This is a genomic window from Paraburkholderia susongensis (assembly GCF_900177725.1).
Classification (GTDB): domain Bacteria; phylum Pseudomonadota; class Gammaproteobacteria; order Burkholderiales; family Burkholderiaceae; genus Paraburkholderia; species Paraburkholderia susongensis.
Genome location: NZ_FXAT01000011.1, coordinates 23,667 through 37,258, shown reverse-complemented (window position 1 = coordinate 37,258; position 13,592 = coordinate 23,667). Strand labels below are relative to the sequence as shown.

The 13,592-nt window shown below is 63.8% G+C and carries 14 protein-coding genes and 1 pseudogene; 9 read left to right on the top strand and 6 right to left on the bottom strand.

Features of this window, described 5'->3' with window-relative positions; translation table 11 throughout:
* The first annotated feature begins 55 nt into the window (after nucleotides 1–55).
* The 4 genes from B9Z01_RS26175 to B9Z01_RS26160 all read left to right on the top strand — a co-directional run bounded on the left by B9Z01_RS26175 (nucleotide 56) and on the right by B9Z01_RS26160 (nucleotide 4,357).
* Nucleotides 56–1,150 carry a tartrate dehydrogenase gene (locus B9Z01_RS26175; protein WP_085488459.1) on the top strand — a complete coding sequence of 365 codons (1,095 nt, stop codon included), beginning with the start codon at nucleotides 56–58 and terminating at the stop codon, nucleotides 1,148–1,150.
* Between the two features lie 78 nt (nucleotides 1,151–1,228).
* Nucleotides 1,229–2,539, top strand: coding sequence for an MFS transporter (locus B9Z01_RS26170; RefSeq protein ID WP_085488458.1), 1,311 nt, complete (start codon nucleotides 1,229–1,231; stop codon nucleotides 2,537–2,539).
* A 400-nt stretch (nucleotides 2,540–2,939) separates the two neighbouring features.
* Complete coding sequence (locus tag B9Z01_RS26165; RefSeq protein ID WP_085488457.1) at nucleotides 2,940–3,416, top strand: Lrp/AsnC family transcriptional regulator; 477 nt, start codon at nucleotides 2,940–2,942, stop codon at nucleotides 3,414–3,416.
* 191 nt (nucleotides 3,417–3,607) lie between these two features.
* Nucleotides 3,608–4,357, top strand: coding sequence for a hypothetical protein (locus B9Z01_RS26160; RefSeq protein ID WP_143809073.1), 750 nt, complete (start codon nucleotides 3,608–3,610; stop codon nucleotides 4,355–4,357).
* A 27-nt stretch (nucleotides 4,358–4,384) separates the two neighbouring features.
* Here B9Z01_RS26160 and B9Z01_RS26155 read toward each other — a convergent pair whose 3' ends face one another.
* Both B9Z01_RS26155 and B9Z01_RS35125 read right to left on the bottom strand, forming a co-directional pair.
* A complete protein-coding gene (locus B9Z01_RS26155) occupies nucleotides 4,385–4,786 on the bottom strand; it encodes a DUF3224 domain-containing protein (protein ID WP_085488455.1) in 402 nt (133 codons plus the stop codon).
* 181 nt (nucleotides 4,787–4,967) lie between these two features.
* Nucleotides 4,968–5,258 carry a hypothetical protein gene (locus tag B9Z01_RS35125; protein ID WP_143809072.1) on the bottom strand — a complete coding sequence of 97 codons (291 nt, stop codon included), beginning with the start codon at nucleotides 5,256–5,258 and terminating at the stop codon, nucleotides 4,968–4,970.
* A gap of 123 nt (nucleotides 5,259–5,381) precedes the next feature.
* Between B9Z01_RS35125 and B9Z01_RS26145 the strand changes: the two genes are divergently transcribed.
* The gene (locus tag B9Z01_RS26145) at nucleotides 5,382–6,266 is read left to right on the top strand and encodes a LysR family transcriptional regulator (protein ID WP_085488454.1); all 885 of its coding nucleotides are present in this window, start codon (nucleotides 5,382–5,384) and stop codon (nucleotides 6,264–6,266) included.
* A 34-nt stretch (nucleotides 6,267–6,300) separates the two neighbouring features.
* On the opposite strand, the gene B9Z01_RS26140 is transcribed toward B9Z01_RS26145, so the two are convergent.
* Nucleotides 6,301–6,693: a glyoxalase superfamily protein gene (locus B9Z01_RS26140; RefSeq protein ID WP_275937525.1), complete on the bottom strand. Its 393-nt coding sequence runs from the start codon at nucleotides 6,691–6,693 to the stop codon at nucleotides 6,301–6,303.
* A gap of 274 nt (nucleotides 6,694–6,967) precedes the next feature.
* Here B9Z01_RS26140 and B9Z01_RS26135 point away from each other — a divergent pair, with 274 nt between their 5' ends.
* From B9Z01_RS26135 to B9Z01_RS36690, 3 genes and pseudogenes are all read left to right on the top strand, one after another.
* Complete coding sequence (locus tag B9Z01_RS26135) at nucleotides 6,968–8,218, top strand: aromatic ring-hydroxylating oxygenase subunit alpha (protein WP_085488452.1); 1,251 nt, start codon at nucleotides 6,968–6,970, stop codon at nucleotides 8,216–8,218.
* A 220-nt stretch (nucleotides 8,219–8,438) separates the two neighbouring features.
* Nucleotides 8,439–8,564, top strand: coding sequence for a hypothetical protein (locus tag B9Z01_RS36695; RefSeq protein ID WP_275937523.1), 126 nt, complete (start codon nucleotides 8,439–8,441; stop codon nucleotides 8,562–8,564).
* 69 nt (nucleotides 8,565–8,633) lie between these two features.
* A pseudogene (locus B9Z01_RS36690) lies at nucleotides 8,634–9,054 on the top strand (rubredoxin).
* A gap of 48 nt (nucleotides 9,055–9,102) precedes the next feature.
* On the opposite strand, the gene B9Z01_RS26120 reads toward B9Z01_RS36690, so the two are convergent.
* Both B9Z01_RS26120 and B9Z01_RS26115 read right to left on the bottom strand, forming a co-directional pair.
* Complete coding sequence (locus B9Z01_RS26120; RefSeq protein WP_085488450.1) at nucleotides 9,103–9,957, bottom strand: oxidoreductase; 855 nt, start codon at nucleotides 9,955–9,957, stop codon at nucleotides 9,103–9,105.
* A 247-nt stretch (nucleotides 9,958–10,204) separates the two neighbouring features.
* Nucleotides 10,205–11,134: a LysR family transcriptional regulator gene (locus B9Z01_RS26115; RefSeq protein ID WP_085488449.1), complete on the bottom strand. Its 930-nt coding sequence runs from the start codon at nucleotides 11,132–11,134 to the stop codon at nucleotides 10,205–10,207.
* 70 nt (nucleotides 11,135–11,204) lie between these two features.
* On the opposite strand from B9Z01_RS26115, the gene lysA reads away from it, so the two are divergent.
* On the top strand, nucleotides 11,205–12,536 hold the full coding sequence (gene lysA / locus B9Z01_RS26110) for a diaminopimelate decarboxylase (RefSeq protein WP_085488594.1): 1,332 nt from the start codon (nucleotides 11,205–11,207) through the stop codon (nucleotides 12,534–12,536).
* Nucleotides 12,537–12,561: 25 nt separating this feature from the next.
* Here the strand turns inward: lysA and B9Z01_RS26105 are convergent, their stop codons facing one another.
* Entirely contained in the window at nucleotides 12,562–13,482 is a 921-nt protein-coding gene (locus B9Z01_RS26105; RefSeq protein ID WP_085488448.1) for a LysR substrate-binding domain-containing protein, read from the bottom strand.
* Between the last annotated feature and the right edge of the window lie 110 nt (nucleotides 13,483–13,592).

The following is a 13,592-nucleotide window of genomic DNA, read 5'->3' as shown; positions in this document are numbered from 1 at the left end:
TGCGGGATCACGCTAAAGTGCAGTCACACTCTTCACAAGGCACAAGGACGGAGACATGAAAACCTATCGCATCGCAACCATCCCTGGCGACGGCATCGGCAAGGAGGTCGTGCCGGCTGGCGCGCAGGTGCTCGAAGCGCTCGCGAAGAGCACGGGCTCGTTCGCGTTCGAGTTCGAGAACTTCGACTGGGGCGGCGACTACTACCGCGAGCACGGCGTCATGATGCCGGCGAACGGGCTCGATGCGATCCGCGGCAAGGACGCGATCCTGTTCGGCTCGGCGGGCGACAAGGACATTCCCGATCACATCACGCTGTGGGGGCTGCGGCTGAAGATCTGCCAGGGCTTCGATCAATACGCGAACGTGCGCCCCACGCGCATCCTGCCCGGCATCGACGCGCCGCTGAAGTATTGCAAGCCCGAAGACCTGAACTGGGTCATCGTCCGCGAAAATTCGGAGGGCGAATATTCGGGCGTGGGCGGCCGCGTGCATCAGGGCCATCCGATCGAAGCCGCGACCGACGTGTCGATCCTCACGCGCGCCGGCGTCGAGCGCATCATGCGCTTCGCGTTTCGCCTCGCGCAGTCGCGTCCGCGCAAGCTGTTGACCGTCATCACGAAGAGCAACGCGCAGCGTCACGCGATGGTGATGTGGGACGAGATCGCGCTCGAAATCTCGAAGGAGTTTCCGGACGTCACGTGGGACAAGGAACTCGTCGACGCGGCGACCGCGCGCATGGTCAATCGTCCCGCGACGCTCGACACCATCGTCGCCACCAACCTGCACGCCGACATTCTCAGCGACCTCGCGGCCGCGCTCGCGGGCAGCCTCGGCATTGCGCCGACCGGCAACATCGATCCGGAGCGCCGCTTTCCGTCGATGTTCGAGCCGATCCACGGCTCCGCGTTCGACATCATGGGCAAGGGGCTCGCGAATCCGGTCGGCACGTTCTGGTCGGTCGTGATGCTGCTCGAACACCTCGGCGAATTCGCCGCCGCACAGCGCGTGATGCAGGCCGTCGAAGCGGTCACCGCGAACCCGTCGCTGCATACGCGCGACCTCGGCGGCACGGCGACGACCGCGCAGGTGACGGCGGCCGTGTGCGCGTTCATCGAACAGGCGGCGGCGCCTGCCGCGAACGCGGCCTGAAATTCGGCTAGCGCGGCCCAAAGCCGGCCAAAGTATCGACAAAACCCGGCCCACTGCTGCGCGCCGCAGGAGGAGACAATGATTTCCGAACTCGAAAGCCGGGTGTCCCGCAAGCTCATGCTGCGGATCATCCCGTTCGTCATGCTGCTGTACTTCGTGAGTTTTCTCGATCGCGTGAATGTGGGCTTCGCCGCGCTGTCGATGAACAAGGCGATCGGTCTTTCGCCGACCGCCTTCGGGCTCGGCGGTGGACTGTTCTTCATCGGCTACTTCCTGTTCGAAGTACCGTCGAATCTCATCCTTCACAAGGTCGGCGCGCGCCGCTGGATTGCGCGCGTGATGGTGTCGTGGGGGCTCGTGTCGCTCGCGTCCGCGTTCGTCGTCGGGCCGAACAGTTTCTACGCGCTGCGCTTCATTCTCGGCGTCGCGGAAGCGGGCTTCTTTCCAGGCATCATCCTGTATCTGAGCTTGTGGTTTCCGGCGCGGCAGCGTGCGGTCGCGGCGGCATGGTTCATGGCCGCCGCGCCGATTTCCACCGCGATCGGCTCGCCGATCTCCGGCGCGATCATGAAGCTGCCGCCCATCGCCGGGTTCGCCGACTGGCAGATGCTCTACATACTCGAAGCATTACCCGCGATCGTTCTCGGCTTCTGCGTGCTCAGGTATCTGACCGATAAACCCGCGCAGGCGGAATGGCTGCAACCCGACGAACGCGACTGGCTGATCGCGAAGCTGAAGCTCGAAGCGGAGGCGCGGCATGCGCACGCCGGCCACACCGCCGGCGCGCTCAGCGCGTTGCGCGATCCGCGCGTTCTCGCGCTTGCGTTGATCTACTTCGGCACCTCGGCGGGACTCTACACGCTCGGCCTGTGGGCGCCGCTCATCATTCGTCAATACGGCTTCGGTTCGTTCGAAACGGGGTTGCTGGCGGGCGTGCCGAGCGTGCTCGCGGTGATCGCGATGGTCCTGTGGGCAAGACATTCGGATCGCACCGATGAGCGCACGTGGCACGTCGTGATTCCGTGCGCGCTCGCCTGTCTCGGCTTCATCTTCGCCGGCAATGCGACTACCGCGTTGATGATCGTGCTCGCGCTGGTGGTGGTGAACGTCGGGATCAGCGCGGCGAAGGCGCCGTTATGGGCGATGCCGAGCATGTTCCTGTCCGGCGCGGGCGCGGCGGCGGGGATCGCGATGATCAACTCGATCGGCAATCTCGGCGGCTTCGTCGGTCCGTTCGCGATCGGCTGGCTCAAGAACGTGACGGGCGGGTACGCGGCGGGGCTGTATGTGGTTGGCGCGACGCTGGCGGTGTCGGCCGTGGTGACGTTGATGCTGAGCCGGCAGTCGAAGCACACGCCCGTTGCCGTGGGAGAACGGCACGGGCATTAGGAGAGCGAAATTGGCTCGTGCGTGAGGCTTGATGTGAAACGGCCGCCGGTGTTGCAACACCGGCGGCTTTTTTATCGAAGCACGCTTGCGATCGGCTCACGCCGGGCTGCGGCGTTGGCGAGACCGTTACCTCGACGCCGCGGCACCTTGCCCGCCTCGTCGTAGTAAAGGCCGATGCTCAGATTGACCTTGCGGGTGCGGGCAAGCGCCGCCCGGATTGCATCCCGAGGGCGGCGGCGCCGGCGCGATGGTGGTGGATTCGCGGTGTGGCCATCTGGTCACGTCTCTATTGGCATGTTATCGATGACAAATTGAAGTGTGCTTCTGATATCGTGCTTTCACTGGATTGAACGTGATAGAGTCTGCGAATTCGTGTAACCATAACGGCAGATTCTTCAATATGACCCTCGATCGAACGGATATGCGCATCCTTCGCCAGCTTGAAAACGACGGGCGTATCAGCAATCAGGACCTCGCGAACGCGGTGGGTCTTTCGCCGTCCGCATGCCTGCGGCGAGTGAAGCTGCTCGAGGAAGAGGGGTTTATCGAGGGCTACCGGTGCGTGATAGCGCCGAAGCGTGTCGGCGTGGAATTCGAAGCGCTCGTGCGCGTCTCGATGCGCCCCGATGTCGAGGAATGGCACGACAAGTTCGTCAGCGCGTTGCAGACGTGGCCCGAGGTGGTGTCGGCGCAGGTCGTCACGGGTGCGTCGAATTACGTGCTAACCGTGCGTGCCCGCAGTCTCGATCACTTCTCCGACTTTGTCATGAACCGCTTACATCGCACGGCGGGGGTGATGTCCACTGATTCGGCCATCGTGCTTGCGACGCTGAAGCGCGACGGGTCGGTGCTGGACCTCGTGAATAAGCCTGCATAGGGCTGTATAAGGCGAATTTTCGTATCGCGTGCGGGACGCTCAGCTCGAAAACGTATGACAAATAGCTTGCCCGGCGTCTATGCTGGCGCAGGTGAAGGACCGGCGGCTTTCCCGGGTCGTCGCGTTTCGAGTGACCGGCCTTGCACCGTGATGCCAGCGGATACGGAGACGGAGACGGAGACGGAGACGAGATGACAACGCACGAATCTTCGCAGGCGCTCAGTCCTTCGGACTACATCGCCCGCCATCTGCACAATTTCTCCACACCCTCCACGCCTTCGCCTGCCTCGGCTGCTGCCGGACATCACCTGGGGTTCTTCGTTTGGACTCCCTATGGACTCATTCTGGCAGGGGGGCTGTTCGTCGTATTGGCATGCTTTGCCGCGTTCAGGGACCGCGGGGCGCCCTTCAGTTTCGACAGGCGCATGACGTTCGGCCAGCGTCTGTATCTGTGGTGGTCCTGCGCATGGCGTCAGTGGCTTGCGAGCACGCTGCTCTTCGCGGTCGTTCTGCTGGTCTTTTACTTTCTGATTCTGAGGAAGGCGCCGTCGCTCATGCAGTTCTCGGCGAATCTGGTCCCGCATGATCTCGCAAGCCGCTCGCCGGGTTGGTCGGTTGCGATCGCGGCCTCGCCGGCTATCGCAGCGCTTCTCATCTACTCGCTGGTGAACCTGCCGCTTGCGGGCTACATGGTGCGAAGCGGACTTGCCGCGCACGCCATGGGCGGGCCTGCACACTTCGGCTTCTGGCACGCAACGTTGCTCGGGTTGACGACGTATGTGTGGGCCGCGCCCGGCAGCCTCGTGATTGCCGACGTGGTGGTTTCACTGCCGTTTCATGCGGAAGATCTGCTTTACGCGATCTTTATCGCGGCATGGGGAATGTATATCGTGTTGCCGCGGCAGGTACGCAGGGTGCAGAAATGGGCGAAGAGCGCGTAGCCCGTTCGGCGGCAACGCGCGAGCTTCTCAATCGCCCGGCAGACGATAAGCAAACTCGTACGAGTGCGCCCCGCCGACGATATCGATCCTGAACTCGCCTTCGATACCGCTCAGCTCCGCCGTGCCCGAGTCCGGCACGACAGTGACCGACAGCGACGAAACTCCGCGATTCATGACGCCGACATGCTGCAGCACGAACGAGCCCTGCTTGCCCGCGAGCGTCCCACTGACTCGCTCGATTGCAACATAGCCGGCCGAGCCCTTGACGTCGGTCATCGCACTCAGCATTTGCCCTTGCGTGGTTGCGGCGAGATCGCCGGATATCTGCTTGTCGATCGACATGCGGCCGAGCTTCGATTCGGCGGCTATGTTTTCTAACGGCATGGGTTGGAGCGAGACGACGAAGGTGCCTTTGGCGATGCGTGTCATCGGGAATTTCTCCTTGAACGGGCGGGTGGCGAATCAGCAAGCGATGGCCGATGGTCGATGGCCGAGTGAAAATGGCTGCGTCCTGGAAACGTAGCACACCTTGCTGTCGGCAAGCCACACAGTAAGCCACACAGCGAGCCGCACAGCAAGCCGCACGGTGAGCCGCCCGCTTCACCCGGCGTCACTTCGAACACGCGCGGATCGACTGCAACAACACGCTCTGGTCCGCCGGATCCTGAAAGAACGCGACAAGGCTCGCATGTTCGTCGTTGGCGAGGTTGTCCGGACAGTTCTTGCTGTCAGCCGGCACGCGTGGCGTCGGTGTCGTCGAGACAATGGCCCCGACCAGGGCGGCAATCAGAACGACCGTGATAGCAAGGCCGACCAACCATAACGTCGCGTCGTCGGTGAGCGCCTTGCGCCGCTGTGCAGCCTGCCGGGACTCGCAACTTTGTGTCGAAGATGGGTTCATGCCGATGGCCTTTGATAGTCCGCGTTGGAAAAACCAGCGCTTCTATCTTCCATCTGCGAGTAAGATCGAAAAAGTTGAATTTATTGACCATCACATTCAGATTTTCTGACCAACGATGTCCCGATGAGAGAAATTAGCCTCGACCGCTTGCGCACCCTCGTTGTCGTTGCCGACCTCGGCTCTTTTGCCGAGGCCGCTCGCGTTCTTCATCTCGCGCCACCGACGGTCAGTCTGCACATCGCCGATCTCGAGAGTCGCGTCGGCGCCGCGCTGCTGTCGCGCAAGCGCGCGCAGGTGCGGCCTTCCGCGATCGGCGAAACGCTGATCGCGTACGCGCGCCAGTTGCTGAGCAACGCCGAGCACGCATTGGAAGACGTGCGGCGGCAGGTGGCAGGTCTCGGCGGACGCGTTCGACTCGGCGCGTCCACCGCGACCATAGCGAACCTCTTGCCCCAGGCGTTGGAGCGGCTTGCCGCGGAGCATCCCGGAATCGATGTGCAAATCGCCGTGCTGACGTCTGAGGAGGCGCTCATGAGACTGGCGGAGGAATCGCTCGACGTGGGCATCGTGGCGTTGCCCCAATCGCCGACAAGGGGGCTGTCGATCGAAAAATGGCGCCGCGATCCTGTCGTCGCACTCATGCCGGCGGATTGGCAGTGTCCGGCTCGCATCACGCCTCAGTGGCTCGCCGCGAGGCCGCTGATCCTCAACGACGCCAGCACCCGGCTGTCCCGATTGACGACCGAATGGTTCAGCGCGGCGGGGCAGCACCCTACGCCCCGCATCCAGCTCAACTATGCGGATGCGATCAAAAGCCTCGTCGCTTCGGGATACGGTGCCGCGCTGTTGCCGCGAGAAGCCAGCCTCCCGCTTGCCGATGCGCGCATCGTGACGCGTCCGTTGCGTCCGGCGCTGTGGCGGCAACTGGGCCTCGCCTATCGTGCCGGTGCTGTGGAGTGCCCCACACAATATGTTCTCGACGTATTGCGGAGTTTGCGTTTGAGCTAGGACCGGTGCAAAGCCGGACCCGCGGCTCAACTGCTCACGAGAACTGGCAAAAGCGAAGACGATTACCAAACGGGTCGGCGATCGCCATCTCCCGTCCCCAGTCAACCGTTTCGACACCGGGCCGCGCATACCTGTACTGCTTGCTTTGCAATTCCTGATGCAGCGCGTCGATATCGTCGACCGGCAGAAAGACCGCGGAGCCCGGCGTGCTGTCGCCGTGGTGTTCGCTCAGATGAAAAACGACGTCCCCGCGTTTGATCTGCGCGTAGAGCGGTAAATCATCGGCAAAGCGATGTTCCCACTCGAGCGTGAAGCCCAGATAGCCGAGATAGAACTCGTAGGCCTTCTCGACCGAGAAGATGCGGAGAATCGGAATGGCGGCGCGAAGTGTCATGGCGTTATGTCCCTGGGTCGTGGCAACAGTAATCGATCTTGCGTTCTATCCGTGGAACAGCGCCAAAAGAGTACCAAAAGGGGAATGCCGAAGGCTCGCTGAATTCAGGTCATTTTTTCCGTAGTGCCCGGGCGCCGCAGGTAGCCTGTTCACACGACGCCTCCGTGTGCCCCCGAGTTGCGCTACATCACTCCGTGCCGGCTGCCGCTGGTGCCATGCGGCGGCCGCTTCAAGTAGACTGGTGAAGATGCCGGCCTCGACATGCAGGGCGGTACCTTCTATCCGCTCGTGCACGGAGGTTTGATTTATGCATGCTGTTCCCCCGCTCGAACAAGATATCGCCGACGCAACCGTCGCGGCCTCGCCTGCTGAGGCGACGCCGCAGATTCCTGCGCACTCCGCATCGCAAACCGGCGCGCACCCGCACGCTCCCAGCCACGCCGCCAATGACGCCCCCGTGCGCGATCTGCGCCGGGTCGGCATTCACCCGGATCACTGGTACCCGCTCGCGTGGTCGCAGGAAGTGAAGCGCGGCAAGACTCATGGCGTGACCTTTGCCGGCGATCCGATCGTGCTCGCGCGCACGGAGACCGGCAAGGTGTTCGCGCTCGAAGACCGTTGCGCGCATCGGCAGGTGCCGCTGCACCAGGGCGTCGTGGACGGCGAGTCGATTCGCTGCGGCTATCATGGCTGGACCTACGACTGCTCGGGCAAGTGCATCGACGTGCCGTATCTGGGCCGCGACCGCCTGCCCAACGGCGTGCGCTCGTATCCGTGCCAGGAAATCGGGGGGCTGATCTTCGTGTTTCCGGGCGATGCCGCGCTCGCCGGGCAGCGGCCGCTGCCCGGTTTCGGTTCGGTGGCGGACCCGAAGTACAAGACGCGCCGCTTCGGCCGTCCTGTCAATTGTCATTACTCGTTCATGCACGAGAACCTGATGGACATGAATCACCAGTTCCTGCATCGCCGGCAGATGGGCAAGATGCGTGCGCGTTCGGTCGGGCGGCGGCGCGGCGAGGGCTGGGTCGAGGTCGATTACACGTTTGCGCGCATGGAGGGTCAGCAGCCGATCGGCGAGGCGATCGTGTTCGGCCAGAATCGCAAGACCGGCGGCAACAACGACAAGGACGTGATGACGATCCGCACCGAGTATCCGTATCAGACGCTGCAGATTCGCAATGCCGAGCAGACTCTCGTGATGGACCTGTGGATCATCTACGTGCCGCTCGATCGCGAACAGCGCACCAACCGGACGTTCGGGCTGCTGTCGATCCGCAAGCCCGGCATTCCCGGCGTGATGCATCTGCTGTGGCCGCTGCTCGTGTGGTTCACCGAACGCATCTTCAAGGAAGACCGCGAGATCGTCGAGGCGGAGCAACGCGCGCACGATTCGCAGGGCGCTGACTGGAATCACGAGGTGTTTCCGGTCATCAACGAACTGCGCGCCTTGCTGCGCGAATGCGGCGCGCCAGATCAGGTGGTGGGCATGGGTACTGGCGACACGTCGGTGATCCGTTTCTGGGATTCTCGCCACGGCAATCCGCTCGCGAAGACCTGAGCGCTCCATTTCAGTGCACGCCAGCCTGCGACGCAGTTCCAGGCCGGTTGGTTTCCCCCTCGTCGCGAATTAATCCATCTCCCCACGGTAGGCAATGCGCCGCGCGCGAGCGGCGATAATGTCTCCCGGTACTTTATTGCGCGCAAGTTTGCGCCAATCGGCATGCGCGGTATGCGCGCCCGTGTACCATTGCGCTTTTTCCGAACTTCAAGAAACACTCGTGACCACGCAACAAACCCCCGCCAACGCGCGTAAATCCCTCACTCTGCTGCAAATGCTTAGCCTCATCGGCGGCGCGGCCCTCGTCGCCGCGATCGTGCTGAATCTGCTGGTTCAGGCGCGCTGAAGCACCGCCCGCAGCGCGAGCCGTTCTACGCCAGCGCGAGCCGCCGGCTTCCTCGATATTCCGATTGCCATGTACAAGAAGGGCGTAGCCGTAGAAATCCAGTTTTCCCCCGAGCGGCTCAACGACGGCGCGGGCGATCCGTACTGGATCGATCTGACGCAGGACGAAGCGCAGCGCCTGCTCGTCAGCGCTGCAGGCGCGGCTTGCCGGGACCGGCAGCGGCACGGTGGCGCCGCTCGTCGTGAGTCTCGATGCGACGTCCGCGCCGCAGGCGGATGGCGCGGCCGCAACGGCCGGCCACCGCGATGCCGCTGCGTCCGATGACTTCAAACAATGGGTCTGCGTGATCTGCGGCTGGGTCTACGACGAAGCCGCCGGCGTGCCGGAAGAAGGCCTCGCGCCGGGCACGCGCTGGGCCGATGTGCCCGCCGACTGGCGCTGCCCGTTGTGCGATGTGGGCAAGGACGACTTTGCGCTGGTGGAGTTTTGAAGCGGGGCGGTCGGGTCTTGCAGAAGCCAGCCGCCCAGCAGGCTCCCCTCAAGCCGCCCCTTGCGGATAATCGGCGCCTTCGGTCGTCGCTTTCCATGCGTCGAAATCGGCGCGCATGAAGTCGAGCTTCCTGTGCGCGAGTTCGAGCGCGGCCTTACCGAGCAACAGACGCAGCGGCGGTTCGTCGGACAGCGCGGCGTCGATGATCGCCTGCGCGGCGCGCACCGGATCGCCCGCCTGGTTGCCGCTGCGTGCTTCCGTCTGCTTGCGGCGCTCGCCGGCCGTGGACGCGTAGTCGTCGATCAGCGTCGCCGACTGCTTGATCGACGGACCCGCCCAGTTGGTGCGGAACGGCCCCGGTTCGACGACCAGCACGCCGATGCCGAGCGGTTTCACCTCGAGCGCGAGCGATTCCGACAGACCCTCCACCGCGTACTTCGTCGCGTGGTAGTAGCCGGTCGCGGCGAAACTCGCAATGCCGCCGATCGACGACACGTTGACGATCAGCCCGCTGCGCTGCTCGCGCATGATCGGCAGCACGGCCTTCGTCATGTCGATGAGACCGAACACGTTGGTCTCGAACATCGCGCGCACTTCGTTGTCCTCACCTTCCTCGATCGCGGCCAGATAACCGTAGCCCGCGTTATTGACGAGTGCGTCGATGCGGCCGAAATGGCGCTTCGCCTGCGCGACCGCACCCTCGATCTGCGCGGTGTTCGTCACGTCTAGCGGCAGGACCAGCGCTCGCTCGCCGTGCCCTTCGGCGATGTCCTTTACTTTCGACGCGTCGCGCGCGGTGACGACGGCGCGCCAGCCGCGCTCGAGCACGAGCTTCGCAAGTTCGCGGCCGAAGCCGGTGGAACAGCCTGTAATCAGCCAGACGGGATTGTCTCGATTCATCATTTGGGAAACTCCTGTTGATGGTCTACGACGTGAAGACCTCGATACGTCGCCCCGATACGGCGCGAACGCGCGGCATGCGCAGCCGCGCCGGCAATCGGTATGCGGGTTGATGTCAGCCTGAAGCGTGCCCGGTTTGCGGCGTGAACCGCGTAGACGGTATGAGCGGCGACTCGCGCGAGCGCGGATCGTTCCGCGCGTGATACAGCGAGCGATGACGATGAGATTGCCGCGCTGACTACTCAGACTGCTATGACCGTCTTTGTCCGGTATGGCGTTTCAATTGTAGTCGCAGCGCGGCGGCTTCGCTTTGCAGCGCGCCGACGAACGCATTCGCGAGCGAATGTGCCGGCCGGTGCTCGGGATGAATCACGCTCACGCGAAACGGCAACGACAGCGCGAGCGGCCGGATGTGCAGGTTGCGGCCCGCGAAATCGACGGCGGTAAGCGGATTGACGATCGCGATGCCGAGGCCCTGCCGCACGAAACTGCACACGGAGACCGCAGTCGGCGTTTCGATCAGCTGACGGCGCGCGATGTTGGCCTGCGCGAACGCCTCGTCGATCTGAAGCCGATACGGATCGTTCGCGGAGAGGCTGATAAAAGCCTGATCCGCGAAATCCTTCAAGCCGATCACGCGTTTGGCGAGTAGCGGATGCCCGTCGGGCAGCACGCACACTTCGTCGACTTCAAGCAGCGGCGTCAGACGCGTGCCGGGCGGCGGCGCGCCGTGCTCGGTGAGCCCGAGATCGTAGCGCTGCGCGGTCAGCCACTCTTCGAGGAACGGCGACTCCTGCGTCGCGATGGACACACTCACGCCCGGCTGCGCGTCGTGAAAGCGTTTGACCGCGCCTGGCAGGATCGAATGCGAAAACACCGGCAGCGCGATCACGGAAAGCTGGCCGCCCTTGAATTCGCGCAGGGCAGCGGCGGTCGACGCCACATGCTCCAGCCCGACATATGCACGCTTGATCTCGTCGAATAGCGTCAGCGCGGATTGCGTGGGCCGCAGCCGTCCCTGCACGCGCTCGAACAGCGCAAAGCCGATGCTTTGCTCCATGCGCGCGAGTTCGCGGCTCACGGTGGGCTGCGACGTGCAGAGCATGTCCGCCGCTTTGGTGACGCTGCCTGCCGTCATCAGCGCGCGAAAGACTTCGATGTGCCGGTGGGTGAGTGCCATGATGGGTATATCAAAAGTGAATGGATGGCTGATAAACAGGTATTTTACTGAATGATGGATGCGTCGCATGATGTCGGCTATTGCAACGCATTGCTTCGACGCAGGACAGACCGTGACGTCTTTCAACTCGCACCAACTTGCTGAACTTGCGCGCCGGTACGGCACGCCGCTGTGGGTCTACGACGCTGAGGCGATTCGCCGGCGTATTGAGGAACTGCGCAGTTTCGACACGATTCGCTACGCGCAGAAGGCGTGCTCGAACGTGCATATCCTGACGCTGATGCGCGACGAGGGTGTGCTGGTCGATGCGGTTTCTTTGGGCGAAATCGAGCGCTGTTTCGCGGCGGGCTTCAGCGCTGAACCCACGGCCGGACCCGTGGCCGAACCCTCGGCTGGCTCGGCGGCGAACAACGATCCCGATGGCATAGTCTTCACCGCCGATGTGCTCGATCGCGCGACGCTCGCCGCTGTGCTCGAACATCGGATCACGGTCAACGCCGGCTCGCCCGACATGCTCGAGCGGCTCGGCCGGCACGCGCGCGAAGGCCACCGCGTGTGGCTGCGCATCAACCCCGGCTTCGGTCACGGTCACAGCAACAAGACCAACACGGGCGGCGAGCATAGCAAGCACGGCATCTGGCGCGACGAGATACCGCGTGCGCTCGATCTCATTCGACGTTATCGCCTCAAGCTCGTCGGGTTGCACATGCACATCGGCTCGGGCGTCGATTACGTGCATCTCGCGCGAGTCTGCGATGCAATGGTCGATGCGGTGACGGACCTCGATCACGATATCGAAGCGATGTCGGCGGGCGGCGGCTTGTCGGTGCCGTATCGCGAAGGCGAGCCGGGCATCGATACCGAGCATTACTTCCGCTTGTGGGACGATGCGCGCCGGCGCGTCGAAGCGCATGTCGGGCATCGCGTGCGCCTCGAGATCGAACCGGGGCGCTTTCTGGTCGCGCAGGCGGGTGTGCTCGTCGCCGAGGTGCAGGCGCTGAACCGGCGGCCTGCGCGAGAATTTGCGCTGGTCGACGCGGGCTTCAACGATCTCATGCGGCCGTCGTTCTACGGCAGTCGTCACGAGATGAGCGTGCTCAAGCCCGATGGCACGCCGAGCGATGCACCGTTCGGCTCGTTCAGCGTGGCCGGTCCGCTGTGCGAAGCGGGCGACGTGTTCACACAGAGCGAAGGCGGTGTCGTGACGAGCCGGACGATGCCCGCGCCCGCCGTGGGCGACTTGATCGTGTTTCATGACGCGGGTGCGTACGGCGCATCGATGTCGTCGAACTACAACAGCCGGCCGCTTGCGCCGGAAGTGTTGATCGAGCGGGGCAACGCGAGGTTGATCCGGCGCAGGCAGCGCATCGATGAATTGCTTGCGCTTGAAATACTGAGTTGAGCGTCGAACCCCCAGCATCCAATGTTCAACGCACCCGCACCGTGCGCATATACGACACCATCATCGTCGCGAATTCCTGTGCGGCCGGCGTGAGCGGAACGGCTGCGCGCTGCAGCAAACAGACGTTCTGCCCGGCCGCGCGTTCGCGCACGGCAATCGTCGTGAGCACGTCTGCGAACGGCCCGCGTTTCGCGACGACCGACGATTCGAGCGACAGACAATCGGTCGCGCCGACCAGGTGCAAGGTCTCGTACAACCCCTCGACGGTCGCGACGATCTTCGGCGGTGGCAGGCCGTGACTCTCGAACAGATGGCTCAGGCGATTGACGCGCGGCTCCTCGGTGAGATTCGGCGAGCGCGTCGTCACCCAGATGCAATCGACGAGTTCCGCGAGCGAACGCGCGCCCGCTTTCGGATGACCCTGGCGGCACACGATGACCGGATCGGACGGGTAGAGCGGCGTGACCGACAGATCGGCCGTGTCCGTGTGTTTCGACACGAGCGCGGCCGCGAAATCGAGCGTGCCTTCGCGGATCCACGAAATCATCATGCGCGACGTGCCGGTGCGCAGATGCACGGCGACCCGCTCGAAGCGCGCGCGGAATTCCATCAGCACGGGTGCGAATGCGTCGACGAGCGGCTCGGTCGTCATGCCGAACGTGACCTCGCCCGCGTAGTCGCCGCGCAACTGCCGCACGTCCTCTTCGGCGCGCTCGCATTCACCGAGAATCGCGCCGGCCCGCTGCAGCAGCCGCTGGCCGAGCGCGGTCAGCGCGATGCCGCGATTCGTGCGCGTGAAGAGCGTCGCGCCGAGCATCGATTCGAGGTTCTGCAATTGCTGCGTGATGCCGCTTTGCGCCATGCCGAGCGCGCGCGACGCCGCGCGGATGCTGCCATGCTCGGCGACGGCCGTGAATGCGCGCAACTGGGAAATCGTCAACGCCATAGGGCTGCCGTTTCGTGATCGGTAAAAGCGATCATGATAGTCCGAATGAGGCTCCTTTGAAGCACGCCGCAGGCATACGATGGCGCTGTCCTCATCCGTCCACACTCCGC